The sequence below is a fragment of the Stutzerimonas stutzeri genome, assembly GCF_024448695.1.
GTDB classification, from domain to species: Bacteria; Pseudomonadota; Gammaproteobacteria; order Pseudomonadales; family Pseudomonadaceae; genus Stutzerimonas; species Stutzerimonas stutzeri_T.
In genome coordinates, this window is the sequence record NZ_JAMOHY010000003.1 from 47,410 (window position 1) to 74,130 (window position 26,721).

At 63.5% G+C, this 26,721-nt stretch carries 25 protein-coding genes; 15 read left to right on the forward strand and 10 right to left on the reverse strand.

From position 1 onward, the window contains the following. Nucleotides 1-29: 29 nt before the first annotated feature. The 10 genes from NAV32_RS04195 to NAV32_RS04240 all read left to right on the forward strand — a co-directional run bounded on the left by NAV32_RS04195 (nt 30) and on the right by NAV32_RS04240 (nt 8,895). Nucleotides 30-296: a hypothetical protein gene (locus NAV32_RS04195; RefSeq protein WP_256051546.1), complete on the forward strand. Its 267-nt coding sequence runs from the start codon at nt 30-32 to the stop codon at nt 294-296. Nucleotides 297-533: 237 nt separating this feature from the next. Further along, the gene (gene coxB / locus NAV32_RS04200; RefSeq protein ID WP_256051547.1) at nt 534-1,667 is read left to right on the forward strand and encodes a cytochrome c oxidase subunit II; all 1,134 of its coding nucleotides are present in this window, start codon (nt 534-536) and stop codon (nt 1,665-1,667) included. Between the two features lie 12 nt (nt 1,668-1,679). Beyond that, nucleotides 1,680-3,308 carry a cytochrome c oxidase subunit I gene (gene ctaD / locus NAV32_RS04205; protein ID WP_256051548.1) on the forward strand — a complete coding sequence of 543 codons (1,629 nt, stop codon included), beginning with the start codon at nt 1,680-1,682 and terminating at the stop codon, nt 3,306-3,308. A 26-nt stretch (nt 3,309-3,334) separates the two neighbouring features. Beyond that, nucleotides 3,335-3,907 carry a cytochrome c oxidase assembly protein gene (locus tag NAV32_RS04210; protein ID WP_256051549.1) on the forward strand — a complete coding sequence of 191 codons (573 nt, stop codon included), beginning with the start codon at nt 3,335-3,337 and terminating at the stop codon, nt 3,905-3,907. Then, nucleotides 3,904-4,815: a cytochrome c oxidase subunit 3 gene (locus tag NAV32_RS04215; protein WP_272890143.1), complete on the forward strand. Its 912-nt coding sequence runs from the start codon at nt 3,904-3,906 to the stop codon at nt 4,813-4,815. The genes NAV32_RS04210 and NAV32_RS04215 overlap by 4 nt, the downstream gene beginning before the upstream one ends. A gap of 100 nt (nt 4,816-4,915) precedes the next feature. Then, nucleotides 4,916-5,653 (forward strand): SURF1 family protein, encoded by a 738-nt coding sequence (locus NAV32_RS04220; protein ID WP_256051550.1) that lies wholly within the window; start codon nt 4,916-4,918, stop codon nt 5,651-5,653. After that, the gene (locus NAV32_RS04225; protein ID WP_256051725.1) at nt 5,628-6,203 is read left to right on the forward strand and encodes a hypothetical protein; all 576 of its coding nucleotides are present in this window, start codon (nt 5,628-5,630) and stop codon (nt 6,201-6,203) included. Before NAV32_RS04220 ends, NAV32_RS04225 begins: the two co-directional genes overlap by 26 nt. 32 nt (nt 6,204-6,235) lie before the next feature. Further along, nucleotides 6,236-7,324: a COX15/CtaA family protein gene (locus tag NAV32_RS04230; protein ID WP_256051551.1), complete on the forward strand. Its 1,089-nt coding sequence runs from the start codon at nt 6,236-6,238 to the stop codon at nt 7,322-7,324. Nucleotides 7,325-7,340: 16 nt separating this feature from the next. Beyond that, entirely contained in the window at nt 7,341-8,240 is a 900-nt protein-coding gene (gene cyoE, locus NAV32_RS04235) for a heme o synthase (protein ID WP_256051552.1), read from the forward strand. 19 nt (nt 8,241-8,259) lie between these two features. After that, nucleotides 8,260-8,895 (forward strand): SCO family protein, encoded by a 636-nt coding sequence (locus tag NAV32_RS04240; protein ID WP_256051553.1) that lies wholly within the window; start codon nt 8,260-8,262, stop codon nt 8,893-8,895. A gap of 127 nt (nt 8,896-9,022) precedes the next feature. On the opposite strand, the gene NAV32_RS04245 is transcribed toward NAV32_RS04240, so the two are convergent. Genes NAV32_RS04245 through NAV32_RS04255 form a run of 3 tightly spaced genes read right to left on the reverse strand, consistent with a single transcriptional unit; the run spans nt 9,023 to nt 11,539 of the window. Further along, a complete protein-coding gene (locus NAV32_RS04245) occupies nt 9,023-9,796 on the reverse strand; it encodes a MetQ/NlpA family ABC transporter substrate-binding protein (RefSeq protein ID WP_256051554.1) in 774 nt (257 codons plus the stop codon). Nucleotides 9,797-9,854: 58 nt separating this feature from the next. Next, complete coding sequence (locus NAV32_RS04250; protein WP_042927901.1) at nt 9,855-10,532, reverse strand: methionine ABC transporter permease; 678 nt, start codon at nt 10,530-10,532, stop codon at nt 9,855-9,857. Next, the gene (locus NAV32_RS04255) at nt 10,532-11,539 is read right to left on the reverse strand and encodes a methionine ABC transporter ATP-binding protein (RefSeq protein WP_256051555.1); all 1,008 of its coding nucleotides are present in this window, start codon (nt 11,537-11,539) and stop codon (nt 10,532-10,534) included. Before NAV32_RS04255 ends, NAV32_RS04250 begins: the two co-directional genes overlap by 1 nt. A 228-nt stretch (nt 11,540-11,767) precedes the next feature. Here NAV32_RS04255 and katE point away from each other — a divergent pair, with 228 nt between their 5' ends. Continuing rightward, nucleotides 11,768-13,939: a catalase HPII gene (gene katE, locus NAV32_RS04260; protein WP_256051726.1), complete on the forward strand. Its 2,172-nt coding sequence runs from the start codon at nt 11,768-11,770 to the stop codon at nt 13,937-13,939. A 259-nt stretch (nt 13,940-14,198) separates the two neighbouring features. Here the strand turns inward: katE and NAV32_RS04265 are convergent, their stop codons facing one another. From NAV32_RS04265 to zur, 4 genes are read right to left on the reverse strand one after another with little or no spacing between them, the layout of a single operon-like run. Continuing rightward, the gene (locus NAV32_RS04265; protein WP_256051556.1) at nt 14,199-14,696 is read right to left on the reverse strand and encodes a YgjP-like metallopeptidase domain-containing protein; all 498 of its coding nucleotides are present in this window, start codon (nt 14,694-14,696) and stop codon (nt 14,199-14,201) included. Nucleotides 14,697-14,699: 3 nt separating this feature from the next. Then, a complete protein-coding gene (znuB, locus tag NAV32_RS04270) occupies nt 14,700-15,485 on the reverse strand; it encodes a zinc ABC transporter permease subunit ZnuB (protein WP_256051557.1) in 786 nt (261 codons plus the stop codon). A gap of 12 nt (nt 15,486-15,497) precedes the next feature. Further along, nucleotides 15,498-16,268 carry a zinc ABC transporter ATP-binding protein ZnuC gene (znuC, locus tag NAV32_RS04275; RefSeq protein ID WP_256051558.1) on the reverse strand — a complete coding sequence of 257 codons (771 nt, stop codon included), beginning with the start codon at nt 16,266-16,268 and terminating at the stop codon, nt 15,498-15,500. Continuing rightward, nucleotides 16,265-16,750 carry a zinc uptake transcriptional repressor Zur gene (zur, locus tag NAV32_RS04280; protein WP_103457608.1) on the reverse strand — a complete coding sequence of 162 codons (486 nt, stop codon included), beginning with the start codon at nt 16,748-16,750 and terminating at the stop codon, nt 16,265-16,267. Before zur ends, znuC begins: the two co-directional genes overlap by 4 nt. Nucleotides 16,751-16,813: 63 nt before the next feature. On the opposite strand from zur, the gene NAV32_RS04285 reads away from it, so the two are divergent. The 3 genes from NAV32_RS04285 to NAV32_RS04295 all read left to right on the forward strand — a co-directional run bounded on the left by NAV32_RS04285 (nt 16,814) and on the right by NAV32_RS04295 (nt 20,931). Further along, nucleotides 16,814-17,848: a zinc ABC transporter substrate-binding protein gene (locus NAV32_RS04285; protein ID WP_256051559.1), complete on the forward strand. Its 1,035-nt coding sequence runs from the start codon at nt 16,814-16,816 to the stop codon at nt 17,846-17,848. Nucleotides 17,849-18,023: 175 nt separating this feature from the next. After that, entirely contained in the window at nt 18,024-20,174 is a 2,151-nt protein-coding gene (locus NAV32_RS04290; RefSeq protein ID WP_256051560.1) for an adenosylcobalamin-dependent ribonucleoside-diphosphate reductase, read from the forward strand. Between the two features lie 61 nt (nt 20,175-20,235). Continuing rightward, nucleotides 20,236-20,931 carry an NrdJb gene (locus NAV32_RS04295; protein ID WP_256051561.1) on the forward strand — a complete coding sequence of 232 codons (696 nt, stop codon included), beginning with the start codon at nt 20,236-20,238 and terminating at the stop codon, nt 20,929-20,931. Between the two features lie 97 nt (nt 20,932-21,028). Here the strand turns inward: NAV32_RS04295 and ppnN are convergent, their stop codons facing one another. The 3 genes from ppnN to NAV32_RS04310 all read right to left on the reverse strand — a co-directional run bounded on the left by ppnN (nt 21,029) and on the right by NAV32_RS04310 (nt 23,874). Then, nucleotides 21,029-22,402, reverse strand: a complete 1,374-nt coding sequence (gene ppnN / locus NAV32_RS04300) for a nucleotide 5'-monophosphate nucleosidase PpnN (RefSeq protein WP_256051562.1) — start codon at nt 22,400-22,402, stop codon at nt 21,029-21,031. 209 nt (nt 22,403-22,611) lie between these two features. Beyond that, complete coding sequence (locus NAV32_RS04305; protein WP_256051563.1) at nt 22,612-23,562, reverse strand: homoserine kinase; 951 nt, start codon at nt 23,560-23,562, stop codon at nt 22,612-22,614. A 30-nt stretch (nt 23,563-23,592) separates the two neighbouring features. Continuing rightward, nucleotides 23,593-23,874, reverse strand: coding sequence for a DUF2782 domain-containing protein (locus tag NAV32_RS04310; protein WP_256051564.1), 282 nt, complete (start codon nt 23,872-23,874; stop codon nt 23,593-23,595). A 76-nt stretch (nt 23,875-23,950) separates the two neighbouring features. Between NAV32_RS04310 and polA the strand changes: the two genes are divergently transcribed. Further along, entirely contained in the window at nt 23,951-26,692 is a 2,742-nt protein-coding gene (gene polA / locus NAV32_RS04315) for a DNA polymerase I (RefSeq protein ID WP_256051565.1), read from the forward strand. The last annotated feature ends 29 nt before the right edge of the window (nt 26,693-26,721 follow it).

Here is a 26,721-nt window from a genome sequence, read left to right on the forward strand (position 1 = left end):
CCGGTTTCGTTCTTGGTGTGGGAGGCAATATGGATTGGATCGACCTGCTGCAATGGCCTGCAATGGTGGTCACGGTAGCTGCAGCGTGGCTGATCGGCTCGCTGCGGCCTGGCCGCCGGACGCTCGGTTTCTGGTGCTTTCTGCTGAGCAACCTGCTCTGGGTAATCTGGGGTTGGTACGCCAGTGCCTGGGCGCTGATCGTTCTGCAGATTTGTCTGGCGTTGATGAACATTCGTGGCGTGAAGAAGAACGATGGCATTGCCGCAAGGTCCGAAGCAGCGGTGGAAAGCCCTTGAATTGCCAGTCGGCAATCGCTGTCTATACTCCGAAGCGTAGGGGTACTTGAGTGCAATCCGACTGTGCGTGCAGGCGAAGGATTGGCCACTGGAGTCTCGGTGGCGCAGCCAGAGCAGATCGGTCTGATCGAAAACGTAGCTGATACCACCGGGGCCAAGGCTTCAGGCCCGGATCAGCCGATTATCGGCGGAGCGAAGCGGTCGGCGGGATAACAAGAACCATAAGGGGAACCCGCAATGTCTCGACATCCAATGTTCTGGATGAGTCTCGGGCTGTGGTTATTGTTCGGCCAGGCGCATGCCGCCTGGGACGTGAACATGCCAGCCGGCGTTACCGATGTCAGTCGCTCCGTATTCGACCTGCACATGGCGATCTTCTGGATCTGTGTAGTCATAGGTGCGCTGGTGTTCGGCGTCATGATCTATTCGATGATCGCGCACCGACGCTCCAAGCATCCTCATTCGGCGAACTTCCATGAAAACACCAAGGTCGAGGTGGCCTGGACAGTCATACCGCTGCTGATCCTGGTTGGCATGGCGGTGCCGGCGACCCGAACGTTGATTCATATCTACGACTCGACCGAGTCCGACGTCGATATCCAGGTCACCGGCTACCAGTGGAAGTGGCACTACAAGTACCTGGGCGAGGATGTGGAGTTTTTCAGCAACCTCACCACGCCACGCGACCAGATCAACAACCTGGCACCCAAGGGTGAGCACTACCTGCTGGAAGTGGATGAGCCGATGGTGATTCCCACCGGCGCCAAGGTGCGCTTTTTGATCACAGCCGCAGACGTCATCCACTCCTGGTGGGTACCGGCGCTGGCGGTGAAGAAGGATGCCATCCCCGGCTTCATCAACGAGTCCTGGACCCGTGTCGAGGAACCCGGCATCTACCGCGGCCAGTGCACCGAGCTGTGCGGCAAGGACCACGGGTTCATGCCGGTGGTGGTGGATGTGCGCTCGCCGGAAGACTACGCCGTCTGGCTTGCCGAGAAGAAGGCCGAAGCCGCCAAGCTGGCCGAGCTGACCAGCAAGGAATGGACGATCGAGGAGCTGACCGAGCGCGGTGAGCAGGTCTACCGCACCGCCTGCGTGGCCTGCCACCAGGCCAGTGGCGAGGGCATGCCGCCGACCTTCCCTGCGCTCAAGGGCTCGCAGATGGTCACCCAGGACATCGAGGCGCATATCGATATCGTCGTCAACGGCAAGCCGGGAACGTCCATGGCGGCGTTCGGCAAGCAGCTGTCGGAAGTTGATCTGGCTGCCGTCATCACCTACGAGCGTAACGCCTGGGGCAACGACACGGGCGAGATGGTCACGCCGAAAGACGTGCTCGATTTCAAACAGGCCGAAGAAGCCACCCAATAAGAGGACAGGCTGATGAGTGCAGTGATCGACGACCATGGTCATGCCGGACACGACCATCACCACGGCCCGGCCAAGGGCCTCTCGCGCTGGCTGCTGACCACCAACCATAAGGACATCGGCTCGATGTACCTGTGGTTCAGCTTCGCGGCCTTCCTGCTGGGCGGCTCAATGGCCATGGTGATCCGCGCCGAGCTGTTCCAGCCGGGCCTGCAGATCGTGCAGCCGGAATTCTTCAACCAGATGACCACCATGCACGGGCTGATCATGGTCTTCGGCGCGGTAATGCCGGCCTTCGTCGGGCTGGCCAACTGGATGATTCCGCTGATGATCGGCGCGCCGGACATGGCGCTGCCGCGGATGAACAACTTCAGCTTCTGGCTGCTGCCGGCAGCATTCGGGCTGCTGGTCTCGACGCTGTTCATGGAAGGTGGCGGGCCGAACTTCGGCTGGACCTTCTACGCGCCGCTGTCGACGACCTACGCGCCGGAATCGGTGACCTTCTTCATCTTCGCCATCCACCTGATGGGCATCAGCTCGATCATGGGTGCGATCAACGTGGTCGCCACGGTGCTCAACCTGCGTGCGCCGGGCATGACCCTGATGAAGATGCCATTGTTCGTCTGGACCTGGCTGATCACCGCCTTTCTGCTGATCGCGGTGATGCCGGTGCTGGCCGGCGTGGTGACCATGATGCTGATGGACATCCACTTCGGCACCAGCTTCTTCAGCGCGGCGGGCGGCGGTGATCCGGTGCTGTTCCAGCACGTGTTCTGGTTCTTCGGCCACCCCGAGGTGTACATCATGATCCTGCCGGCGTTCGGCGCGGTCAGCTCGATCATCCCGGCATTCTCGCGCAAGCCGCTGTTCGGCTACACCTCGATGGTCTACGCCACCGGCGCCATCGCCTTCCTCTCGTTCATCGTCTGGTCGCACCACATGTTCACCGTCGGCATCCCGCTGACCGGCGAGCTGTTCTTCATGTACGCGACCATGCTGATCGCGGTGCCCACCGGCGTGAAGGTGTTCAATTGGGTGTCGACCATGTGGCGTGGCTCGCTGACCTTTGAGGCGCCGATGCTGTTTGCCGTGGCCTTTGTGATTCTGTTCTCGATCGGCGGTTTCTCCGGGCTGATGCTGGCCATCGCCCCGGCGGACTTCCAGTACCACGACACCTACTTCGTGGTGGCGCACTTCCATTATGTGCTGGTGCCCGGCGCGATCTTCGGCATCTTCGCCTCCGCCTACTACTGGCTGCCCAAGTGGACCGGGCACATGTACGACGAGACCTTGGCCAAACTGCATTTCTGGCTGTCGTTCGTGGGCATGAACCTGGCGTTCTTCCCGATGCACTTCGTCGGCCTGGCCGGCATGCCGCGGCGTATCCCGGACTACAACATGATGTTCGCCAACTTCAACATGATCTCGTCGGTGGGCGCTTTCATGTTCGGCGCTACGCAACTGCTGTTCCTGTTCATCGTCATCAAGTGCATCCGTGGCGGCCCGGCTGCCGCGGCCAAGCCCTGGGACGGCGCCGAAGGCCTGGAATGGAGCGTGCCCTCACCGGCGCCCTATCACACCTTCACCACGCCGCCGGACATGCACACCCTGCATGAGCATCGGACGGGCCCGAAGCATGATTAGCATCGAGCCTGCTGGAGGAAGCCGTCATGAGCACTGAACTGCCGCTTGCCCGCCTGGTTCGCCGTCTGCTGTTCGTCGTCGTGGCGATGTTCGCCTTCGGCTTTGCCCTGGTGCCGATCTACGACGTGATGTGCAAGGCGTTCGGCATCAACGGCAAAACCGCCGGCGCCTATCAGGGGGCGCAGACGGTGGACGAGGCGCGAGAGGTGCGCGTGCAATTTCTCGCCACCAATGCCGCGGGCATGGTCTGGGAGTTCGGTCCGGTCGACGATCAGCTCCGGGTACACCCCGGCGCCAGCCAGGAAATCCGCTTCATCGCCTATAACCCCACGGACAAGCCGATGTCCGCCCAGGCCGTACCCAGCGTGTCGCCTTCCAAGGCTGCGGCGTATTTCCACAAGACCGAGTGTTTCTGCTTTACCCAGCAGGTGTTGCAACCGGGTGAGCGCATCGAAATGCCGGTGCGCTTCATCGTCGACCGCGACTTGCCGGCCGATGTACACCACCTGACCCTCGCCTACACGTTGTTCGATATCACGTCCCGCCAGCCTCCGGTCGCCGTTCTGCCTGCGACCACGGCCAAGGAGAGTCTGCAATGAGCACCGAGAGCCATCAGCCAATTGAAAGCCATGAGCAGTACTACGTCCCCGCCCAAAGCAAATGGCCGATCATCGCCACCGTCGCGCTGCTGGTGACCGTCTACGGCCTGGGCAGCTGGTTCAACGACCTCAAGGCCGACCGCGCCGACTCCAACGGCCCGCTGATCTTCTTCGTTGGCGCCCTGCTGATCGCCTGGATGATGTTCGGCTGGTTCGGTGCGGTGGTCAGGGAAAGCCGCTCGGGTCTTTACAGCCCGCAGATGGACCGTTCGTTCCGCTGGGGCATGACCTGGTTCATCTTCTCGGAGGTGATGTTCTTCGCCGCCTTCTTCGGAGCGCTGTTCTACATCCGTTACTGGGTCGGTCCCTGGCTCGGGGGTGAGGGCGACAAGGGCGTCAGCAACATGCTCTGGCCGGGCTTCGAGTACACCTGGCCGTTGCTGAACAACCCCGACCCGAAACTCTACCCGGCCCCGGAGGGTGTCATCAGTGCCTGGGGCCTGCCTCTTATCAATACCATCCTGCTGGTGAGTTCCAGCTTCACCCTGACCTGGGCTCACCATGCGCTGAAGAAGGACAACCGCAAGCAACTGAAGATCGGCCTGGGGCTGACTGTGCTGCTCGGAGCCGCCTTCATCGCGTTGCAGATCGAAGAGTATGTTCACGCCTACAGTGAGCTGGGGCTGACGCTGGGTTCGGGTATCTACGGCGCGACCTTCTTCATGCTCACGGGTTTTCACGGCGCCCACGTCACTATCGGCGCGATCATCCTGACGGTGATGCTGGTGCGTATCCTGCGGGGGCACTTCACGAACGAGCAGCATTTCGGCTTCGAAGCGGCGGCCTGGTACTGGCACTTCGTCGATGTGGTCTGGCTGGGGTTGTTCATTTTCGTTTATGTGATTTGAAGCGCCTGATCGCAGGCTGCAAGGCGACGGCGAAGCCAATTGTGACGACGGCGGGAGACAAGTGGAGTGCCAGGCGTATCGAACGAGAAGAGGGCAAGCCATGAGGGGTTTCAGGCCGGGGCTGCTGCCGACGCTGGTGATGCTGGCTCTGCTGCCGGTGCTGGTCTGGCTGGGATTCTGGCAACTCGAACGCGGCGAACAGAAGCGCGACATGCTGGAGCGGCAGGAAGCGCGCGCGCAGCTCGGGCCATTGTCGCCTGCCGAGCTGGACGGGCTCACGGACCCCGCCTACAGCCGCGTTCACCTGCAGGGCCGTTTCGATGCCGAGCACAGCTTTCTGCTCGACAGCCGTACCCGCGACGGCCAGGTCGGGGTCGAGTTGCTGCAGCCTTTTCAGGATCAGGCCAGCGGGCTCTGGATGATCGTCAACCGCGGCTGGATTCCCTGGCCGGACCGGCGTATTCCGCCCGAATTCGACACGCCTGGCCAGGCGCTGAAGCTGGCCGCCTGGGCCTATGTACCCTCCGGCAAGCCCTTCGTCCTCGACCGGGGCATGGCCGAAGGCTGGCCCCGGCTGATCAATTACGTGGACATCGCAGAGTTGTGGGAAGCCCTCGACCGCGAGGGCGTTGCCTACGAATTGCGACTCGAACCGGGGCCGGCGGCCTATCGTGCCGACTGGCCGGTCACCAGCATGAGCCCGGCGCAGCACCGGGGCTATGCCGTGCAATGGTTTGCGCTGGCCGCTGCGCTGCTGGCGCTGTTCATTTATCTGGGCGTGCATCAGGCACGGGAGAACCGCCATGCCAGGCATGAATCCGACCGCCACTCAACCTGAGCCACGGCGGGGCCGTGGTCGCCTGCAACTGCTGCTGATCATTGGCGTGGTGCTGGTGCCGATGCTGCTCGCCTCGGCCATGTATCGCTTCGGTTTCTGGGTGCCGGAAACCCGCAGCTACGACGGCGTGCTGGTCGCCAACGGCCAGGGACGGGAGGCACTCGGTGTGGCGGCGGCAGGCGAGGCGCGTTGGGAGTTGCTGGTCACGGCACCGGACGGCTGCAACGAAAGTTGCCGGGAACTGGTCTATCTGGCGCGGCAGATCAACATCGGACTGGCCCGCGAAGCCGCCCGCGCCGGTCATGCGCTGGCCGCGGCGCAGACGCTGGATGCCGACTACGAGCAGCGCCTGCAACGTGAATATCCGCAGTTGATGCGCTATGCCCTGGATGCTGCGGCGTACTCGACCAATCCCGAAGCACCGGCCGGGCCGCAGCTGTGGATCGTCGATCCCCACGGCAACCTGGTGCTGCGCTACGCGGCGGATGCTGATGGCAAGGCGATTCTCGACGATCTGAAGTACCTGCTGAAGATTTCGCAGATAGGTTGAGCAACAGCCCGAAGCTGGAGAACGAGGAGCTTATGCAGTCAGGACCACGCCCCGGTTATCGCCTCGCCCTGATCGCCACTGCCCTGGCTGTGGTGGTGGTGCTGCTCGGCGCCTATACGCGGCTGACCCACGCCGGCCTCGGTTGCCCGGACTGGCCCGGCTGCTACGGCTTTCTCGCTGTGCCGATGAGCGAGCACAAGCAGGTGCTGGCTGCCGAACGCTTCCCGGATGCGCCGTTGGAGGTGCGCAAGGGCTGGAACGAGATGGTCCATCGCTACTTCGCCGGCGCGCTGGGGCTGGTGATCCTCGGGCTGGCGGTGCAGGCGCTGCGCCGTCGCGGTGAAGCGGGCCAGCCGGTGAAGCTGCCGCTGCTGCTACTCGCCGTGGTGATCGCGCAAGCCATCTTCGGCATGTGGACGGTGACGCTGCAGCTCTGGCCGCAGATCGTGACGACCCATCTGCTGGGCGGCTTTGCCACCCTGAGTTTGCTGTTTCTGCTGTGCCTGCGTTTGTCCGGGCGCCTGCCGCCGTTATCTGTGCCGATGGCGCCGGGGCTGCGGCTGTTCGCCGGTCTGGCCATGGCGCTGGTGATCGGGCAGATCGCGTTGGGTGGTTGGGTCAGCAGCAACTATGCGGCGGTGGCCTGCACGGACTTTCCCACCTGTCACGGCCAATGGTGGCCGCAGATGGACTTTGCCCGCGCCTTCGATCTGACCCATCACGACATCGGCCCCAACTACCTCGGCGGGTTGCTCTATGGCGAGGCGCGCACGGCCATCCATGTTGCCCACCGGATCGGTGCGCTGTTGATCACCCTGGTGCTGCTGGCGCTGGCCTGGCGACTTCATCGCCACGGCCTTGGCCCGCTTGCCGTGCTGCTGTTGGCGGCGCTGGCCGTGCAGGTTGCGCTGGGCATCAGCAATGTCTTGCTTAACCTGCCCCTGGCTGTCGCCGTCGCCCATAACGGCGGCGGCGCGGCCCTGCTGCTGGTTCTGGTGTTGATCAACTACCGGCTGCGCTTGCCGCGACAGGCCATTGCCCGGACACATGCTGCAACCCGTACCGGCGCGCTTTCACGCGACCCGAATGACGCAGGCGGTGTCGAACTGCCCAGCCAATGACCACAAGGAGAAGCCCATGGCCACAGTACTCAGCCAATCGAGCGTCGCGGCAGGCTGGCGTGATTACCTGGAGCTGACCAAGCCGAAGGTGGTGCTGCTGATGTTGATCACCTCGCTGGTGGGCATGTTTCTCGCCACCCGCGCCGGCGTGCCCTGGACGGTGCTGCTGTTCGGCAACCTTGGCATCGCCCTGTGCGCCGGCGGAGCGGCGGCGGTTAATCATGTGGTGGACCGCCGTATCGACGCGGTCATGGCCCGCACCCACAAGCGGCCTCTGGCCGAAGGGCGGGTTTCACCCTTCGCCGCGCTGGCCTTCGCCCTGGCGCTAAGCGTTGCCGGCCTGGCCCTGTTGCTGGTGTTCACCAACGCGCTGGCGGCCTGGCTGACGCTGGCCTCGCTGCTTGGTTATGCAGTGATCTATACCGGCTTTCTCAAGCGCGCCACGCCGCAGAATATCGTCATTGGCGGCCTGGCCGGGGCGGCGCCGCCTCTTCTGGGGTGGGTTGCGGTGACCGGACAGATCAGTGCCGAACCGCTGCTGCTGGTGCTGATCATCTTCGCCTGGACGCCGCCGCACTTCTGGGCACTGGCCATTCACCGCAAGGCCGAGTACGCCAAGGTCAACATCCCCATGCTGCCGGTGACCCACGGTGAGCATTACACCAAGGTGCATATCCTGCTCTACACGGCGGTCCTGCTGGCCGTGAGTTTCATGCCCTTCGCCATCCACATGAGCGGCCTGCTGTACCTGGCTGCAGCAGTTGCACTGGGCGCTCGCTTCCTCTACTGGGCCATCGTGCTGTACCGCGACAGCCGGCCCCATGCGGCAATCAAGACCTTCAAATTCAGTATCTGGTACCTATTCGCCCTGTTCATCGCGCTGCTGGTTGACCATTATCTGCTGCTCAACCTTTAAGCCACCCTCAGAGACGCACATGACCCGTATCCAGACCACTGTCTTCATCCTCGTCGCGCTGATTGCGCTGGTCATCGGGCTGACGGTCTACCGGGTGCTCGACAGCGAGCCCCAGGCCGATCCGACCCGGATGCTCGATGCCGGGATCATACTGTTGCCGCAGAGCCGCACGGTGCCGGCGCTGAGCCTGATCAATCAGGAGGGCGAGGCGGTTCAGGTGGACGAGCTGAAGGGCAAGTGGACCCTGCTGTTCTTCGGCTACACCTTTTGCCCGGACATCTGCCCGGCGACTCTGGCTGAGTTGCGCCAGCTGCGCAACGAGCTGCCCGAGACGGTGCGCGAGCGCATGCAGCCGGTGCTGGTCAGTGTCGATCCGCAGCGCGACACGCCCGAGCAGCTCAAGCAGTACCTGGGCTTCTTCGGTGACGGCTTCACCGGGCTGACCGGCCCGCTGGATGATATCCAGACCCTGGCCAATGGCGTCGGCATTCCCTTCATCCCCGGCGATACCAGCCGGGAAAACTACACCGTCGATCACAGCGGCAACCTGGTCATCATCGGCCCGGACGGTCGCCAGCGCGGCTTTATTCGTGCGCCGCTGAAGGTGCAGAAGCTGAAGGAACAGCTACCAGGGTTACTGACCCAGGTGGAGTAGCCGTCGTAGGGTCGAACGTGTTCGCCATCGCAAATATGTGGCCGTATAAACCCGGCCCCAGGAAAACCACCCGCCCTGAACGACGAACCCCGCACGTGGCGGGGTTCGTTGTCAGACCAGGAGCAGGTCAGAACGCGGGGACGACCGCACCCTGGTACTTCTCTTCGATGAACTGGCGAACCTCTTCGCTGTGCAGCGCGGCGGCGAGTTTCTGCATGGCGTCGCTGTCCTTGTTGTCCGGACGGGCGACGAGGATGTTCACGTAGGGCGAGTCGCTGCCTTCGATGACCAGTGCGTCTTCGGTGGGGTTCAGCTTGGCTTCCAGCGCGTAGTTGGTGTTGATCAGCGCCAGGTCGACCTGGGTCAGCACGCGCGGCAGGGTTGCGGCTTCGAGCTCGCGGATCTTGATGTTCTTCGGGTTCTCGGCGATGTCCTTCGGCGTGGCGGTGATGCCGGCGCCTTCCTTGAGCCCGATCACGCCAGCTTTTTCCAGCAGCAGCAGCGCGCGACCGCCGTTGGTGGCGTCGTTGGGGATGACCACGGTGGCGCCATTGGGCAGTTCGTCCAGCGACTTGACCTTGCTCGAGTAGGCCCCAAAGGGTTCGATATGCACGCCGGCCACGCTGACCAGATCGGTGCCCTTGCCCTTGTTGAACTCATCCAGGTACGGCTGGTGCTGGAAGAAGTTGGCGTCCAGACGCTTCTCGGCGACCTGGATGTTCGGCTGCACGTAATCGGTGAAGACCTTCACGTTCAGCTCGACACCTTGCTCGGCCAGCTGCGGCTTGACGAACTCCAGCAGCTCGGCGTGCGGCACGGCGGTGGCGGCCACGGTCAGGGTTTCGGCGGCCTGTGCGGAAAATGCCGCGACGGTGGCCAGGGCGGCAATCAGTTTCTTCATCGTTCGGTTCCTTCGTAGATTGAGTGGGGTGCGAAGGTTCGCTCGCCCTGGTTGCGGTTCATTTGCGTGAAAAATGGGTGACCAGCCGGTCGCCGACGCTTTGCAGCACCTGCACCAGTACCAGCAGCAGCACCACGGTGACCACCATCACGTCGGTCTGGAATCGCTGATAGCCGAAGCGGATCGCCAGGTCGCCGAGGCCGCCGGCCCCCACTACACCGGCCATCGCAGTGTAGGACACCAGGGTGATGGCAGTAACGGTGACCGCAGCGATGATGCCCGGTCGCGCCTCGGGCAGCAATGCGCTGAAGATGATCTGCCGCGTGGTGGCACCCATCGCCTGAGTCGCCTCGATGATGCCGCGGTCCACTTCGCGCAGCGCGGTTTCCACCAGGCGCGCGAAGAACGGTGCAGCGCCCACCACCAGCGGCGGAATGGCACCGGCCACGCCCAGCGAGGTGCCGGTGATCAGCACGGTGAAGGGGATCATCACGATCAGCAGGATGATGAACGGCAGCGAGCGCAGCACGTTGACCACGAACGACAGCGCGGCATACAGCGGCGCGTTTTCGAACAGCTGGCGCGGACCGCAGAGAAACAGCAGCACGCCCAGCGGCAGGCCGAGCAGGATGGTAAACAGCAGCGAGCCGCCGAGCATCAGCAGGGTGTCCAGCGTCGCCAGCCAGATCTCGTACCAGTCGACATTCCCTAACAAGGAGCTGAAAAAGGCGTCCATCAGCGCAATACCTCCACGTGCACGTCGGCGGCCTGCAGTTGTGCCATTGCCGCCGCCATGTCACCGCCGATCAGCGCCAGCGTGAGCTGGCCGTAGGGGGTGTCCTTGATGCGATCGATGCGCCCGGAAAGGATGCTGTAGTCGACCCCGGTTTCACGGGCGACGGTGCCCAACAGTGGCTTGTAGGTGGCATCGCCCTGGAAGGTCAGGCGCAGGATGCGGCCCGGCACGTGGGCGAAATCGTCGTGCAGCTCGCTTTCATCCATCGCCTCGTCTTCCAGCACGAAGCGCTGGGTGGTCGGGTGCTTGGGGTGCAGGAACACCTCGGTGACCGGCCCCTGCTCGACGATGGCGCCGGCGTCCATCACCGCCACGCGGTCGCAGACGCGGCGGATCACGTCCATCTCGTGGGTGATCAGCACGATGGTCAGCTTCAGCTCGCGATTGATCTCGGCCAACAGCTGCAGCACCGATGCCGTGGTCTGCGGGTCGAGGGCGCTGGTGGCCTCGTCGCAGAGCAGGATGCTCGGCTCGGTGGCCAGCGCCCGGGCAATGCCGACGCGCTGCTTCTGACCGCCAGAGAGCTGCGCCGGGTACTTGCGCGCGTGATCCTTGAGACCAACGCGGTCGAGCAAAGCGGCGACGCGGGCGTCGATTTCGCTGCGCGAGCGGATGCCGGCCAGGCGCAGCGGCATGGCGACGTTGTCCGCCACGGTCTTGGACATCAGCAGGTTGAAGTGCTGGAAGATCATCCCGACGCGCTGGCGGAAGCGCCGCAGGCCGTCGGCATCCAGCGCGGTGACGTCGTCACCGCTGACCAGAATGCGCCCGCCGGAGGGTTCCTCGAGGCGGTTGATCAGGCGCAGCAGCGTGCTCTTGCCGGCGCCGGAGTGGCCGATCAGGCCGAAGATTTCACCGGAGGCGATCTCCAGCTGCGTCGGCTGTAGGGCAGGGACATCTCTGCCGCCGGTCCGATAGGTTTTGTGGACTTGATGGAATTCGATCACGGGCGAACCTTGTGGGTGCGGCGTTCGTTGCCGGGATAATCGGCGAAAGGTGGCCATTCTACTCGTTTGGCGCCGAGGTCGCTCGTCCGCGCGGGTGGGATTAAGCAAAAGCATGGTGCCGATAGGCAAAGCAAATCAACGCAGACGGCAACCTTGCGACGATTGGCGGGGTCACTAATCGGTACGCCGTGAATAGATCACCTATCAGGTCCAGAGCGTGGCCCGATCATTCGCGGTTCAGCTCACCGCAAACGGAGGCCCATCATGACCGACAAAACCCCCAAACAGAGCGAGCTGGCCGGCACCGATACCGTCGACCGCGCCAATCACAACACCAAGCTCGATCAGTTGGAAGCGTTTCGCAGCGACGCCACCGGCGAGGCGCTGCGCACCAACCAGGGCGTGAAGATCGCCGACAACCAGAACACCCTCAAGGCCGGCGATCGTGGGCCCTCGCTGCTCGAAGATTTCATCATGCGCGAGAAAATCACCCACTTCGACCATGAGCGCATTCCCGAGCGCATCGTGCATGCCCGCGGCGCCGCGGCGCACGGCGTGTTCCAGAGCTACGCCGATCACAGCTGGCTGACCAAGGCCTCGTTCCTTTCCGCCGAAGGCAAGGAAACCCCGGTCTTTACGCGCTTCTCCACCGTGCAGGGTTCGCGTGGCTCGGCGGACACCGTGCGTGACGTGCGCGGCTTCGCCACCAAGTTCTACACCGACGAGGGCAACTTCGACCTGGTCGGCAACAACATGCCGGTGTTCTTCATTCAGGACGCGATCAAGTTTCCCGACTTCGTGCATGCAGTCAAACCTGAGCCGCACAACGAAATTCCGCAGGCCCAGTCGGCTCACGACAGCTTCTGGGATTTCGTCTCGCTGACCCCGGAATCGGCGCACATGGTGCTCTGGACCATGTCCGACCGCGCCCTGCCGCGCAGCTACCGGGCGATGGAAGGCTTCGGCGTGCACACCTTCCGCCTGATCAACGCCGAGGGCGTCAGCCGCTTTGTCAAGTTCCACTGGAAACCGGTGGCCGGTGCCTTCTCGCTGGTCTGGGACGAGACGCTGAAGATTGCCGGCAAAGACCCGGACTTCAACCGCCGCGACATGTGGGAGTCCATCGAGATGGGCGACTACTTTGAGTGGGAGCTGGGCGTGCAGGTGGTGGAAGAGGCTGATGAGCACAGCTTCGACTTCGACCTGCTCGACCCGACCAAGATCATCCCCGAGGAGCTGGTGCCGGTGCAGAAGCTCGGCAAGATGACCCTCAATCGCAACCCGGACAACTTCTTCGCCGAAACCGAGCAGGCCGCCTTCCACATCGGCCACATCGTGCCGGGCATCGACTTCACCAACGATCCGCTGCTGCAGGGCCGGTTGTTCTCCTACACCGACACCCAGCTGCTGCGTCTCGGTGGGCCGAACTTCCACGAGATCCCGATCAACCGCCCGCTGTGCCCGTTCCATAACAACCAGCGCGATGCCTTCCATCGCCAGACGATCCACAAGGGCCGCGCCAACTACGAGCCCAACTCGATCGACAGCGGCTGGCCCAAGGAAACCCCGCCGGCGGCCCAGGGCGGCGGTTTCGAGAGCTATCCGGAGCGGGTCGAAGGGCACAAGATCCGCAACCGCAGCGAATCCTTCGGCGACCACTTCTCCCAGGCCACGCTGTTCTGGAACAGCATGAGCGCGCCGGAGAAGGAGCACATCATCGGCGCCTACACCTTCGAACTCGGCAAGGTGGAGCGGGTGTTCATCCGCGAGCGCCAGGTCAACGAGATCCTCGCCAACATCGACCTGGAGCTGGCTCGCCGCGTCGCCGAGAATCTCGGCCTGCCGGTGCCGAGCGCGCCGACCGTGACCACCAAGCCGTCCAGCGTGCAGAGCTCGCCGGCCCTGAGTCTGATGAATCACGTGCCGGGCAACATCAAGTCGCGCAAGGTGGCGATTCTGGTGGCGAACGGCGTCGATGGCGCGGCGGTTGATGCGTTCAAGGCCAGGCTGGCCAAGGAAAGCGCGCTGGCCAAGATTATCGGCCCGTCGCCGGCTCCGGTGAAAACGGCGGACGGCACGATGCTGCCGGTCGATGCCGCGATGGACGGCATGCCCTCGGTGATGTTCGACGCGGTGTTCGTTCCCGGTGGCGTCGATGCGGCTGCGGTCATGGCCAAGTCCGGCGAGGCCAAGCACTACCTGCTGGAAGCCTATAAGCATCTCAAGCCCGTCGTGATGCTTGGGGCGGCGCGTCCGTTGCTGGCGAGCCTGGGCCTGCAGCCCGATGCCGGCCTGCTGGAGGGTGATGACGTGGATGCGGTGTTCGGCGCCTTCGCTCAGGCGCTCGGTCAGCATCGGGTCTGGGATCGCGAGGCCGCAGCGGAGGCGATTCCGGCGTAACGGGTGTGCGTAGGGTGGATGGTCGAAGCCATCCACGCGGTTCGACGGCTGGTCCGGCGCGGTGTGGTCGGGGGCCGTCTGCGTGGAAAACCGCTTCGCGGGTTTTCCACCCTACACTGGCCTCCAGCGCGAGCAGGACCGTAGGGTCGATGGCCGCAGCCATCCACGCGGTGCGGCGACTGGCTCGGCACACGATGTGTTCGGGTGACTCGCATGGAAAATCGCTGTGCGAGTTTTCCATCCTGCGCGAGGCGCCTCGTCAGCTGTCTTGCAGCTCCCGCCAATGCAGAAACAACCGTAGGTCGAACTCGATCTGCCCGTAGCCTGGGAGCATGTGCTCGCAGAGTTTGTAGAAGGCACGGTTGTGCTCGCTCTCGCGCAGGTGGGCGAGTTCGTGGACGACGATCATCTGCAGAAATTCCGGCGCCGCGTCCCTGAACAGCGCGGCGACGCGAATCTCCTTCTTCGCCTTGAGTTTGCCGCCCTGCACCCGTGACACCGCGGTGTGCAGGCCAAGGGCACGATGGGTGAGGTCCAGCCGACCGTCATAGAGCACTTTGTCGATCGGTGGTGTGCTTTTCAGGTAGTCCTGCTTGAGTTTCTGCACATAGCTGTACAGCGCCTTGTCGCTCTGCACTTCGTGCCGTGCAGGGTAACGACGCTGCAGATAGTCGCCCAGGCGCTGCTCGGCGATCAGCTGGCGAACCTGCGCCAGCAGCGGCTCAGGGTAGCCGCGCAGGTACTTGAGATCGGTCATAGCTCAGGCCCTGCGAGGCCAGGCGAAGCTGAGCAGAAACAGTGCGGCGGCGCTGACCACGATGGACGGGCCGGCCGGGGTGTCCTCGTACCAGGACAGCGTCAGCCCCAGGCATACCGCGACGATACCCAGCACGCTGGCGCCAAAGGCCATCTGCTCCGGGGTGCGCGCATGGCGTTGCGCGGCGGCGGCGGGAATGATCAGCAGCGCGGTGATCAGCAGCACGCCGACGATCTTCATCGCCACGGCGATCACCACCGCGATCAGCAACATCAGCGCCAGGCGAATGCCGGCCACCGGCAGGCCTTCGACCTTGGCCAGTTCCTCGTGCACGGTGATTGCCAGCAGAGGCCGCCAGAGCGGAATCAGCATCAGCAGCACCAGCGCGCTGCCGCCGACGATCCAGGCCAGATCGCTCGGCCCGACGGCAAGCAGGTCGCCGAACAGGTAGCCCATCAGATCGACCCGCACGTCCTTCATGAAGCTCAGCGACACCAGCCCCAGCGACAGTGTGCTGTGGGCGAGGATGCCGAGCAGGGTGTCCGAGGCCAGCGGCTGGCGCTGTTGCAGGGTCACCAGCAGCAAGGCGAGCAGCACGCAGCCGACTGTCACTGCCAGGGTCAGGTTGACGTCGAGCATCAGCCCGAGGGCGACGCCGAACAGCGCGGCGTGGGACAGGGTGTCGCCGAAATAGGCCATGCGCCGCCAGACGACGAACGAGCCGAGCGGGCCGGCGACCAATGCCAGGGCGAGGCCGGCGAGCAGGGCGTTGAGTAGGAAATCGGGCATCGGAGGCTCTGTCTAGTGCTTGCAGTTCGGGCCGTGGACGTGGGGTTTGCCGGTCACCACGCTGCCGTGCAGGTCGTGGCTATGGTCGTGCTGGTGGTGATAGATCGCCAGGCTGCGGGCATCCTGGCCGAACAGCTCGATGAAGGCCGGGTCGCTGCTGACCTGTTCCGGATGCCCCGAGCAGCAGACGTGACGGTTCAGGCAGACCACTTGATCGGTTGCGCTCATCACCAGGTGCAAATCGTGGGAGACCATCAGCACGCCGCAGCCGTAGCGGTCGCGCAGCACGCCGATCAGCCGGTACAGTTCGGCCTGGCCAGCCACGTCCACGCCTTGCACAGGTTCATCCAGCACCAGCAGCTCCGGTTCGCGCAGCAGGGCGCGGGCGAGCAGCACGCGCTGCATCTCGCCGCCGGAAATCCTCTGCAGCGGGCTGTCGATGACGTGTTCGGCGCCCACCTCACCCAGCGCCGCCAGTGCGCGGGCGCGGTCGACGCCGGGCACCAGGCGCAGAAAGCGCAGCACCGACAAGGGTAGGGTGGCGTCGACATGCAGTTTCTGCGGCATGTAGCCGACGCGCAGCTTCGGCTTGCGCCAGACATGGCCACGATCGGGCTTGAGCAGGCCCAGCACCGCACGCACCAGCGTGGTCTTGCCGGCACCGTTGGGACCGATCAGCGTGACGATTTCGCCACGATGCACCTGCAGTTGCGCGCCTTCCAGCACGTTCTGGTTGGCGAAGCGCACGTGGATGTCATCCAGCCGCAGCAGCACCTCGCTCATGCGGCGCTCCGGCATGGTGCGCAGAGGCCGACCACTTCAACAGTCTGGCCTTCGACGACAAAGTCTACGGTGCGTGCGGCGGCATCGATGGCCTCGGCAATCGCCCGCTGCTCCAGTTCGATGGCGGTGTGGCAGCTGCGACAGATGAGGAACTGGCCCTGATGCGGGTGCTCGGGACGGTTGCAGCCCATGAAGGCGTTGAGCGATGCGATGCGATGCACCAGACCGTTCTCCAGCAGGAAATCCAGCGCCCGATAGACGGTGGGCGGTGCGGCACGACGACCGTCCTGCTCGCTTAACGACGCGAGAATGTCGTAGGCGCCGAGGGGCTTGTGGCTCTGCCAGACCAGCTCCAGCACACGCTTGCGCAAGGCGGTCAGGCGCACGCCCTGGCGCGCGCAAAGGCTGTCGGCTTCGGCCAGCGCATGGCTGACGCAATGGTCGTGGTCGTGAGGCGTGCAGGCCAGCGGAGTTTTGGACATGGGCAGCGACGTGATAGTGGAGAGACGTTATTATGTACCAATTTCGAACATCGAGTGCTGCCCGTGATCCGTCTTTTCTCCCTTCCCTTACTTGCGACGCTGCTTGCTGGCGCCGCGTCCGCCCACGCCGAAGTTCGTGTGCTGACCAGCATCAAGCCGCTACAGCTGATCGCCGCGGCGGTACAGGATGGCGTCGGTGAGCCGGATGTCCTGCTGCCGGCCAGTGCTTCGGCGCATCATTATTCGCTGCGACCGTCCGACGTACGGCGTATCCGCGATGCGCAGCTGTTCTACTGGATCGGCCCGGATCTGGAGAGCTTCCTGCCGCGTGCGCTGAGCGCTCGCGAAGGCACGACCGTGGCGGTGCAGGACCTGCCGAAGCTGACCCTGCGTCGTTTTGGTGATGCGCACGCGCACGACGAGGCTGAACATCACGATCACGACGATCACGACGATCACGACGATCACGACGATCACGACGATCACGACGGTCATGATCATGATGCTCACGGGCATGAAGAGGTTGCGCATGGCGAGACCCCCCATGCCGACGAGCACGACCACGACCATCGTCCGGGCACACTCGATGCGCACCTGTGGCTGCTGCCGGCCAATGCCCTGATCATCGCCGAGCGCATGGCGGCTGACCTGGCCGCCACGGATCCGGCCAATGCACAGCGCTATCAGGCCAACTCGACCGCCTTCGCCCAGCGCATCGAGGCGCTCGATGCGCGCCTCAAGCAGCGCTTCACCAGGGTGCAGAACAAGCCGTTCTTCGTTTTCCATGAGGCCTACGACTACTTCGAGGCGGCTTACGGTCTGCGCCATGCCGGCGTATTCAGTGTCGGTGGTGAGGCGCAACCCGGCGCCCGGCATGTCGCAGCCATGCGCCAGCGGCTGCAGCAGGCCGGGCCGAGCTGCGTGTTCAGCGAACCCCCGACGCGCCCACGTCTGGCCGACACCCTGACCGCCGGCCTGCCGGTGAAAATGGCCGAACTGGACGTGCTGGGCGTAGGTTTGCCCGTGGACGTCCATGGCTACGAGCGGCTTGTGGAAAATCTGGGCAACACCCTGGCCGAGTGCCTGGAATCGCTCTGACCAACGGTTTCATGGCGTCACCTGTCCTGGCTGGACGCCGCGGCCATTGATCCGGAATGCGCGATTTTCATGCGTATCCGTGAGCTAGATTGATAACGGTCAGGTGCCATTCTCGCCGGCATGGCATAAGCTTCGCGCTTCGATTTTTCCCATACGACACGAGGATGCGCAGCGCATGGCGAAGACGGTCGGGCCGGTCGCGGCAGAGAACACAACCACTTCCAGCATTCCCCTGCAGGTGGCCTCCGAGGATATCTGGGCGCAGAAGTATCGCCTCACCAGCAAGGATGGTGCTGCAGTCGATGCGGACGTGGACGCCACCTGGCAGCGGGTTGCACGGGCGCTGGCCGAAGTGGAAGCGCAGGACACCCGCGAGCTCTGGTACCAGCAGTTTCTCTGGGCGCTGCGCAATGGCGCCATCCCTGCCGGGCGTATCATTTCCAACGCCGGCGCGCAGGCCTACAAACCGGCCACCTCGACGATCAACTGCACCGTATCCGGCACCATCGACGACTCGATGGACGAGATCCTTGGCAAGGTCCACGAAGCCGGGCTGACGCTCAAGGCCGGCTGCGGGATTGGCTACGAATTCAGCACCCTGCGTCCGCGCGGCTCCTTCGTTTCGGGTGCCGGCGCGCACACCAGCGGGCCGCTGTCGTTCATGGATATCTTCGACAAGATGTGCTTCACCGTCAGCTCCGCCGGCGGTCGCCGTGGCGCACAGATGGGCACCTTCGACGTCGGCCATCCGGACGTGCGCGAATTCATCCGCGCCAAGCGTGAAGATGGCCGTCTGCGCCAGTTCAACCTCAGCCTGCTGATCACTGACGAGTTCATGCAAGCCGTCGAAGCCGACGGCGAATGGCCGCTGATTTTCCCGCTGCACCTCAAGGAAAAGGCCGAACTCGATCTGGACGATCCCGAGCAGGTGGTCTGGCGCGAGTGGCCGACCCATGAGAGCTACATTGTTCGCGATGACGGTCTGGTTGCCTGCAAGATCTACGGCAGGGTCAAGGCGCGGCATCTGTGGGACATGATCATGGTCTCCACCTACGACTATGCCGAGCCGGGCTTCATTCTCATCGACCGCGTCAACCAGTTGAACAACAACTGGTGGTGTGAGGCGATTCGCGCCACCAATCCATGCGGCGAACAACCGCTGCCGCCCTACGGTTCCTGCCTGCTGGGCTCGATCAACCTGACCCGCTTCGTCATTGATCCCTTCGGCGAGGAAGCACGCTTCGACTGGGACAAATACCGCGAAGTGGTGCGCCTGTTCACCCGCATGCTCGACAACGTGGTGGAGATCAACGGTCTGCCGCTGGCACGTCAGCGCCACGAGATCGAACACAAGCGTCGTCATGGCATGGGCTTCCTTGGTCTCGGTTCGGCCCTGACCCTGCTCAAGCTGCGCTACGGCAGTCCGGAAGCCTGCGTGTTCACCGAAGAAGTCGCCCGCGAAATGGCCCTGGTCGGCTGGCAGGTGGCGCTCGAACTGTCCCGCGAAAAAGGCCCGGCGCCGCTGCTTGCGGAGACTTTCGAGGTCACCGCCGAGATGCTGCGCAAACGTCCGGAAATGAAGAAGGACGGCTACCAGGTGGGTGATCAGGTGCCGGGCCGCGTCTTGCACGCCAAGTACTCGCGCTACATGCAGAAGATCGCCGAGTACGCACCGGAGCTGATCGAGTCACTGGCCGAGGAGGGTGCGCGCTTTACTCACCACAGCTCCATCGCACCGACCGGCACCATCAGCCTGAGTCTGGCCAATAACGCTTCCAACGGCATCGAGCCGAGCTTTGCCCATCACTACTCGCGCAACCTGATCCGCGCTGGCCGCAAGGCCAAGGAAAAGATCGAGGTGTTCAGCTACGAGTTGCTGGCCTACCGCACGCTGATCAACGAGCGCGCCAAGCCGGGCTCCGAAGAGCCGGGCGAGAAACTGCCGGATTATTTCATCACGGCTGATGACATCACGCCGACGCAGCATGTGGATATCCAGGCCGCCGCGCAGAAATGGGTCGACTCCTCGATTTCCAAGACCGCCAACGTGCCCACCGATTACCCGTTCGAGGCGTTCAAGGATATCTACCGCTACGCCTGGCGCCAGGGCCTCAAGGGCTGCACCACCTTCCGCTTCAACCCGGCGGCATTCCAGGGCGTGCTGGTCAAGGAGTCGGATCTGGAGAAGACCCTCTACCGCTTCACCCTCGAAGACGGCAGCGTGGTCGAGCTCAAGGGCAATCAGGAAGTGGAATACGACGGCGAGGTGAACAGTGCCGCCAACCTCTTCGATGCACTCAAAGAAGGTTATTACGGCAAGTACTGAGCCGGCCTGTCATCCGATTGATAGCCGGGCGGCCCGCGCCGCCCGGATGGAGAGAACCGCAATGACCGTAAAGATCACTCAGCGCATCAAGGGCTTCAAGGTCGTCGATGAAACCATCGAGCGACCCCTGGCGCCCGCCGAGCAGAAGTCCGCCAAGCCCAACGTGGTGGAGATGGATGAGAGCCTGCAGCGGCCGGAAACCCTGGTTGGCATGACCTACAAGATCAAGTCGCCGCTGTTCGAGCATGCGCTCTATGTCACCGTCAACGACATCGTGCTCAATGCCGGTACGCCCCATGAGCAGCGTCGTCCCTTCGAGATCTTCATCAACTCGAAGAACATGGATCATTTCCAGTGGATCGTCGCGCTTACCCGCATTATGTCGGCAGTATTCCGCAAGGGCGGCGACTGCACCTTCCTGGTGGAAGAGCTCAAGGCGGTCTTCGACCCGCGTGGCGGTTACCTGAAGAAGGGCGGCGTCTACATGCCCTCCATCGTTGCCGAGATTGGCGGCGTGCTGGAGCGTCACCTGATCGCCATCGGCATGCTCGAAGGTCAGGCGCTGGATGAAAGCCAGCTCAAGTACCTGGCCGAAAAGCGGGCCGCCTACGAAGCCAGCCAGGGTGCCGTGGCACTGGAGCCGGGCGACGGCTTCCCCGCTGGCGCACAGCTGTGCAACAAGTGCAGCACCCAGGCCGTGGTACAGATGGATGGTTGCGCCACCTGTCTGAACTGCGGCAATTCCAAGTGCGGTTGATTAGCCGGCTGAGACCATAGGTCACGCATGCATGCGCGGCTGAAGCCGCTCCCACGTTGATGTGTCTGGTGGGAGCGGCTTCAGCCGCGAAGCTTTTTCAGCTCACCACGCGGTAGCAGGGCTCGTAGGGGCGTCCACCCGGCAATTTCATCCGATGCTGCGCGACGAAGGCCTGCAGGAGCGCGTCCAGCGGTTTCATGATTGCCGGGTCGCCATGTATCTCGTAGCGACCGAACTGCTCGATGCGACGGATGCCCTTGTCCTTCACATTGCCGGCGACGATCCCGGAAAACGCCCGGCGCAGGTTGGCCGCAAGTTCATGGGGCGGCACATCGCGGGTCAGTTGCAGGCCGGCCATGTTCTCGTGCGTGGGGTCGAAGGGGTGCTGGAAGCTTTCTTCGATCTTCAGCAGCCAGTTGAAATGGAAGGCGTCGTTGCGTTCGCAGCGGAAATCCTTCACCGCCTTCAGTCCCTTGACCATCTGCCGGGCCACTTCGGCCGGGTTGTTGATGATGATCTGGTAGCGCTGCTGGGCGGCTTCACCCAGGGTGGCGCCAACGAAGGCGTGCAGCTGCTGCAGGTAGGGTGCCGCTTCATCCGGCCCGGTAAGAATCACCGGCAGGGGTATGTCCTGGTTGTCCGGGTGCAGCAGGATGCCGAGCAGATAGAGAAACTCCTCCGCCGTGCCCACGCCGCCCGGGAAGATGATGATGCCGTGGCCGATCCGCACGAAGGCCTCCAGACGTTTTTCGATATCCGGCAGGATCACCAGCTCGTTGACGATTGGGTTCGGCGCCTCGGCGGCGATGATCCCCGGCTCGGTCAGACCCAGGTAGCGCCCGCCGACCAGACGTTGCTTGGCGTGGGCAATGGTGGCGCCCTTCATCGGGCCTTTCATCACCCCCGGCCCGCAGCCGGTGCAGATATTCAGGTTGCGCAGGCCCAGTTCGTGACCGACGCGCTTGCTGTACTGATACTCCTCACTGCTGATCGAGTGTCCACCCCAGCACACGGCCATGTTCGGTTCGGCGCCGGGATGCAGGGTGCGGGCATTGCGCAACAGGTGAAACACATAGTCGGTGATGCCCTGTGAAGTGCTCAGGTCGATACGCGTGCTGCACAGTTCGTTCTCGGTATAGACGATGTCGCGCAGTGCACTGAACAGCATTTCGCGGGTGCTGGCGATCATATGGCCGTCGACGAAGGCGTCGGCAGGCGCGTTGATCAGCTCCAGGCGCACGCCACGGTCCTGCTGGTGGATGCGCACCTCGAAGTCCTCGTAGGCCTCAAGAATGGTCTTGGCGTTGTCGATATGCGCGCCGGTATTGAGAATTGCCAGAGCGCACTGGCGGAACAGCGCATAGGTGCTGCCTGAGCCGGCTTCGCTCAGCTGCTGGACTTCCCGTTGGGACAGCGTTTCCAGACTGCCTTTGGGGTGTACCGAGGCATCGATTACATAGCGTGAAGTCATTCGTGTTTCCCTGAAGACAATGCCGCCGGCCCGCAAGGGCACAGGTGCATCAGGATGGTGAGTGATCAGCCCAACAGCAGCGAGGTTACAGCGGGCAATGGTCAAGGGTGGTTTATCTTAACAGGTCGTTTTTCGACGGCCTGTTACCGCACTCGTCAGAAGGATCACGGGCGGAGAGGACAGACGCCGGCAGCGGAAAAACGTTCCCGTCAGAAGGCGAACGGCAGTGCGCTGTGGAAATGCTGGCGTGCGCGGAGCAGGCGGTGCAGTTCCTCGGGGTCCTTGACCAGCACCTGCTGGCCAGCGACCTGCTGTGCGGCGACCAGTCGCGAGAGCCAGAAACGTACGCAGGCCATGCGCAGCATCGGCTGCCACAGCTCGGCTTCGGCGGGGGTGAAGCGGCGCAGGGCAGAGTAGGCTGCCAGCAGAGGCCTGCTGCGCTCCTCGTCGATTTCACCGTTGGGGTGTGAGCACCAGTCGTTCACTGCAATTGCCACGTCATAGAGCATCGGCCCCGAGCAGGCGTTGTAGAAGTCGATCACGCCGGTCAGGTGGCTGCCTTCAAACAATACGTTGTCGCGGAACAGATCGGCATGCAGGTTGGCCCTGGGCAGTGACCGAAACTTCGGCTTCAACTCGGCAATTTCTGCCAGGCCATCGCGCAGCAGCGGCAGTTGCGCGTCGGGCAGGTTCAAGGCCAGGCTCGGCCCTTCCCGCTGCATCCAGTCCGGCCCACGGTCGCTGGGGCGTTCCAGAATTCGCTCGCGGGTCGCCAGGTGAATGCGTGCCAGCAGGCGCCCCACTTCCGAGCAGTGCGCGGCATTCGGCGCCGTAACGTGCCGGCCCGGCAGGCGCGGCTGCAGCAAAGCCGGTTTTTCCGCCAGCGAGCCCATCGCTGCCCCTTCGGCAGTGCGTACGGCGTAAGGCACCGGGATGCGGGCCTGATGCAGCACGTCGAGCAGCTCGATGAAGAACGGCATGTCCTGTACCGGCCCGCGTTCGATCAGCGTGAGGACATATTCCCCCTGCTCCAGGCTGACGAAGAAGTTGCTGTTCTCGGTGCCGGCGACGATGCCCTGGAAGTCGCGCAGGCGCCCGAGCCTGTAGGGTGTCAGAAAGGCCTCCAGCTCATGCTGCTCAAGCGGCGTGAATACGGACATGACGTGCCAGACCTCGATAGATGACGACGCTTACCAGCGGAAGATTTCCCAGGCAGGGATCAGCATGTCCGGCTTGTCGGCACGGATGAAGTTGCTGTCGCCGTCGGCGCGCACCAGGAAGTAGGGCTTGCCGTGCTTGGGCGTGACTTTCACGGCGTAGAGAAACCCGTTGACCCGGTATTCCTCCACCGTGCGCTCACCTTCCTGGCGGATGGTGACGTCCGGTTCGCCGTCCACCGACTCCTGGGCGAAACCGATCAGCGGTACGGCTGCCAGCACGCCGGCGAGCATCAGGTGTTTGAGAGCGCGCATGATAACCTTGTCCCTTTTCCAGTGATTGGTCCTGAGCATTCTAGCCCCGAGACCGTCGAAAAGGTTGATCCCGCTCATGAGTCAAACGCCCCTGGTCCTGGTGGACGGTTCGTCCTACCTCTATCGTGCCTTCCATGCCCTGCCGCCGCTGACCACATCCACCGGCAAGCCCACCGGTGCGGTCAAGGGTGTGCTGAACATGTTGCTGTCGCTGCGCCGGCAATACCCGGACAGCCCGTTTGCGGTGGTGTTCGATGCCAAAGGGCCGACCTTTCGTGACGAGCTGTTCGCCGAATACAAGTCCCAGCGCCCGCCGATGCCGGACGACTTGCGGGGCCAGGTCGAGCCGCTGCACGCCAGCGTGCGTGCGCTGGGCCTGCCGCTGCTATGCGTGGAAGGGGTGGAGGCGGACGACGTGATCGGCACCCTCGCCCGCCAGTGCGCGGCGTTGGGGCGTGATGTGGTGATCTCCACCGGTGACAAGGACATGGCGCAGCTGGTCTGCCCCCACGTCAGTCTGGTCAACACCATGACCGGCAGCGTCTACGACATCGAGGGCGTGAAGAACAAGTTCGGCGTCGGCCCGGACCTGATCATCGACTTCCTGGCCCTGATGGGCGACAAGGTGGACAACATCCCCGGTGTGCCCGGCGTCGGCGAGAAGACCGCCTGCGGCCTGCTCAATGGCATTTCAGGTGGACTCAAGGGGCTTTACGACAACCTCGATCAGGTTGCCGCGCTGCCGATTCGCGGCGCCAAGTCACTGGGTGCCAAGCTTGCGGAACACCGCGACGCGGCGTTCATGTCCTACGAGCTGGCCACGATCAAGCTCGACGTGCCGCTGGATGTACAGGTAAGCGACCTGATGCCCGGCGAGCCCCATCGCGAGGCGCTGATCGCGCTTTACCGCGAGCTGGAGTTCAAGCAGTGGCTGGATGAATTGCTGCGTGAGGCGAAAGCCGCTGAAATCGACGAGAGTACGCCGGAAGGTGCATCGATCCAGGCCGAAGCCGAGTACCAGACGATTCTCGAACAGGCCGACTTCGACCGCTGGCTGGCACAACTGCAAGGTGCCGACTGCTTCGCCTTCGATACCGAAACCACCAGCATCGACGCGCAGAAGGCGCAATTGGTAGGCCTGTCCTTTGCCATCGAGGCCGGCACAGCCGCCTATGTGCCGCTGTGCCACAGCTACATGGGCGTACCGCAGCAGCTCGATCTCGACGCGGTACTCGCCGCGCTCAAGCCGCTACTGGAAGACCCGGACAAGGGCAAGATTTGCCAGCACGGCAAGTACGACATGAACGTGCTGATGCACTACGGCATTGAAATGCGCGGTCTGCGCTTCGACACCATGCTCGAATCCTACGTGCTGGATGCCACCGCCACCCGCCACGACATGGATAGCCTGGCACTCAAGTACCTCGGCCGCGGCACCATCCGCTTCGAGGACATTGCCGGCAAGGGCGCCAAGCAGTTGACCTTCGACCAGATTGCCATCGAGCAGGCCGGGCCTTATGCCGCCGAGGATGCCGACATCACCCTGCGCCTGCACCAGACGCTGCTGGAAAAGCTAGACGCCACACCGGCCTTGCTCAAGGTGCTGAACGAGATCGAAATGCCCTTGGTGCCGGTGCTGGCGCGTATCGAGCGCAACGGCGCGCTGGTCGATGCCCAGTTGCTGGGCCGGCAGAGTGTGGAGCTGGGTGAAAAACTGGTCCAGCTCGAACGCGAAGCCTTCGATATCGCTGGCGAAGAATTCAATCTCGGCTCGCCCAAGCAGCTGGGCGCCATCCTTTACGAAAAACTCGGTTGCCCGGTGCTCTCGAAAACTGCCGGTGGCCAGCCCTCGACAGCCGAAGGCGTGCTCGCCGAGCTGGCCGAGCGCGATTACCCGCTGCCCAAGGTGATCATGCAGCACCGTAGTTTGAGCAAGCTCAAGGGCACCTATACCGACAAGCTGCCGCAGCAGATCAACCCGCGCACCGGGCGTATTCACACCAGCTATCACCAGGCAGTCACCGCCACCGGGCGGCTGTCTTCCAGCGATCCGAACTTGCAGAACATCCCGATCCGTACTGCCGAAGGTCGGCGTATCCGCCAGGCTTTCGTCGCGGCACCCGGCTACAAGTTGCTGGCGGCGGACTACTCGCAGATCGAGCTGCGCATCATGGCTCATCTGGCCCAGGACGAAGGCCTGCTGCACGCTTTCCGCAACGGTCTGGATGTCCACCGAGCCACTGCCGCCGAGGTCTTCGGCGTGCCGCTGGATGAGGTCAGCGCAGAGCAGCGCCGCCGCGCCAAGGCAATCAACTTCGGCCTGATCTACGGCATGAGCGCCTTCGGCCTGGCCAAACAGATCGATGTGGCACGTGGCGAAGCCCAAGCCTATATCGACCGCTACTTCGCGCGTTATCCGGGCGTGCTGGCCTACATGGAGCGCACCCGTGCCCAAGCCGCCGAGCAGGGTTATGTCGAGACGTTGTTCGGTCGCCGCCTTTATCTGCCCGAGATCAACTCCAAGAACGGCGCCATGCGCAAGGGCGCCGAACGCACCGCGATCAACGCGCCTATGCAGGGCACCGCGGCGGACATCATCAAGCGCGCAATGATTGCCGTGGATGGCTGGCTGCAGCAAAGCGGCCTGGATGCGCGGGTGATTCTGCAGGTCCACGATGAGCTGGTGCTGGAAGTGCGCGAGGATCTGGTCGAGCAGGTGCGCGAGGCGCTTTGCCCGTTGATGAGCCAGGCGGCCGAGCTGGACGTGCCGCTGCTGGTCGAGGCAGGCGTGGGCAACAACTGGGATGAGGCGCACTGACCGGGACTTTGCCTGTCGATAGTGAAAAT

Excerpts from the sequence above, each read along its gene's own strand:
- NAV32_RS04195 (WP_256051546.1), top strand. The coding sequence starts at position 30 with ATGGATTGGATCGACCTGCTGCAATGGCCTGCAATGGTGGTCACGGTA.
- coxB (WP_256051547.1), top strand. The coding sequence starts at position 534 with ATGTCTCGACATCCAATGTTCTGGATGAGTCTCGGGCTGTGGTTATTG.
- ctaD (WP_256051548.1), top strand. The coding sequence starts at position 1,680 with ATGAGTGCAGTGATCGACGACCATGGTCATGCCGGACACGACCATCAC.
- NAV32_RS04210 (WP_256051549.1), top strand. The coding sequence starts at position 3,335 with ATGAGCACTGAACTGCCGCTTGCCCGCCTGGTTCGCCGTCTGCTGTTC.
- NAV32_RS04215 (WP_272890143.1), top strand. The coding sequence starts at position 3,904 with ATGAGCACCGAGAGCCATCAGCCAATTGAAAGCCATGAGCAGTACTAC.
- NAV32_RS04220 (WP_256051550.1), top strand. The coding sequence starts at position 4,916 with ATGAGGGGTTTCAGGCCGGGGCTGCTGCCGACGCTGGTGATGCTGGCT.
- NAV32_RS04225 (WP_256051725.1), top strand. The coding sequence starts at position 5,628 with ATGAATCCGACCGCCACTCAACCTGAGCCACGGCGGGGCCGTGGTCGC.
- NAV32_RS04230 (WP_256051551.1), top strand. The coding sequence starts at position 6,236 with ATGCAGTCAGGACCACGCCCCGGTTATCGCCTCGCCCTGATCGCCACT.
- cyoE (WP_256051552.1), top strand. The coding sequence starts at position 7,341 with ATGGCCACAGTACTCAGCCAATCGAGCGTCGCGGCAGGCTGGCGTGAT.
- NAV32_RS04240 (WP_256051553.1), top strand. The coding sequence starts at position 8,260 with ATGACCCGTATCCAGACCACTGTCTTCATCCTCGTCGCGCTGATTGCG.
- NAV32_RS04245 (WP_256051554.1), bottom strand. The coding sequence starts at position 9,796 with ATGAAGAAACTGATTGCCGCCCTGGCCACCGTCGCGGCATTTTCCGCA.
- NAV32_RS04250 (WP_042927901.1), bottom strand. The coding sequence starts at position 10,532 with ATGGACGCCTTTTTCAGCTCCTTGTTAGGGAATGTCGACTGGTACGAG.
- NAV32_RS04265 (WP_256051556.1), bottom strand. The coding sequence starts at position 14,696 with ATGACCGATCTCAAGTACCTGCGCGGCTACCCTGAGCCGCTGCTGGCG.
- znuB (WP_256051557.1), bottom strand. The coding sequence starts at position 15,485 with ATGCCCGATTTCCTACTCAACGCCCTGCTCGCCGGCCTCGCCCTGGCA.
- znuC (WP_256051558.1), bottom strand. The coding sequence starts at position 16,268 with ATGAGCGAGGTGCTGCTGCGGCTGGATGACATCCACGTGCGCTTCGCC.
- zur (WP_103457608.1), bottom strand. The coding sequence starts at position 16,750 with ATGTCCAAAACTCCGCTGGCCTGCACGCCTCACGACCACGACCATTGC.
- NAV32_RS04290 (WP_256051560.1), top strand. The coding sequence starts at position 18,024 with ATGGCGAAGACGGTCGGGCCGGTCGCGGCAGAGAACACAACCACTTCC.
- NAV32_RS04295 (WP_256051561.1), top strand. The coding sequence starts at position 20,236 with ATGACCGTAAAGATCACTCAGCGCATCAAGGGCTTCAAGGTCGTCGAT.
- ppnN (WP_256051562.1), bottom strand. The coding sequence starts at position 22,402 with ATGACTTCACGCTATGTAATCGATGCCTCGGTACACCCCAAAGGCAGT.
- NAV32_RS04305 (WP_256051563.1), bottom strand. The coding sequence starts at position 23,562 with ATGTCCGTATTCACGCCGCTTGAGCAGCATGAGCTGGAGGCCTTTCTG.
- NAV32_RS04310 (WP_256051564.1), bottom strand. The coding sequence starts at position 23,874 with ATGCGCGCTCTCAAACACCTGATGCTCGCCGGCGTGCTGGCAGCCGTA.
- polA (WP_256051565.1), top strand. The coding sequence starts at position 23,951 with ATGAGTCAAACGCCCCTGGTCCTGGTGGACGGTTCGTCCTACCTCTAT.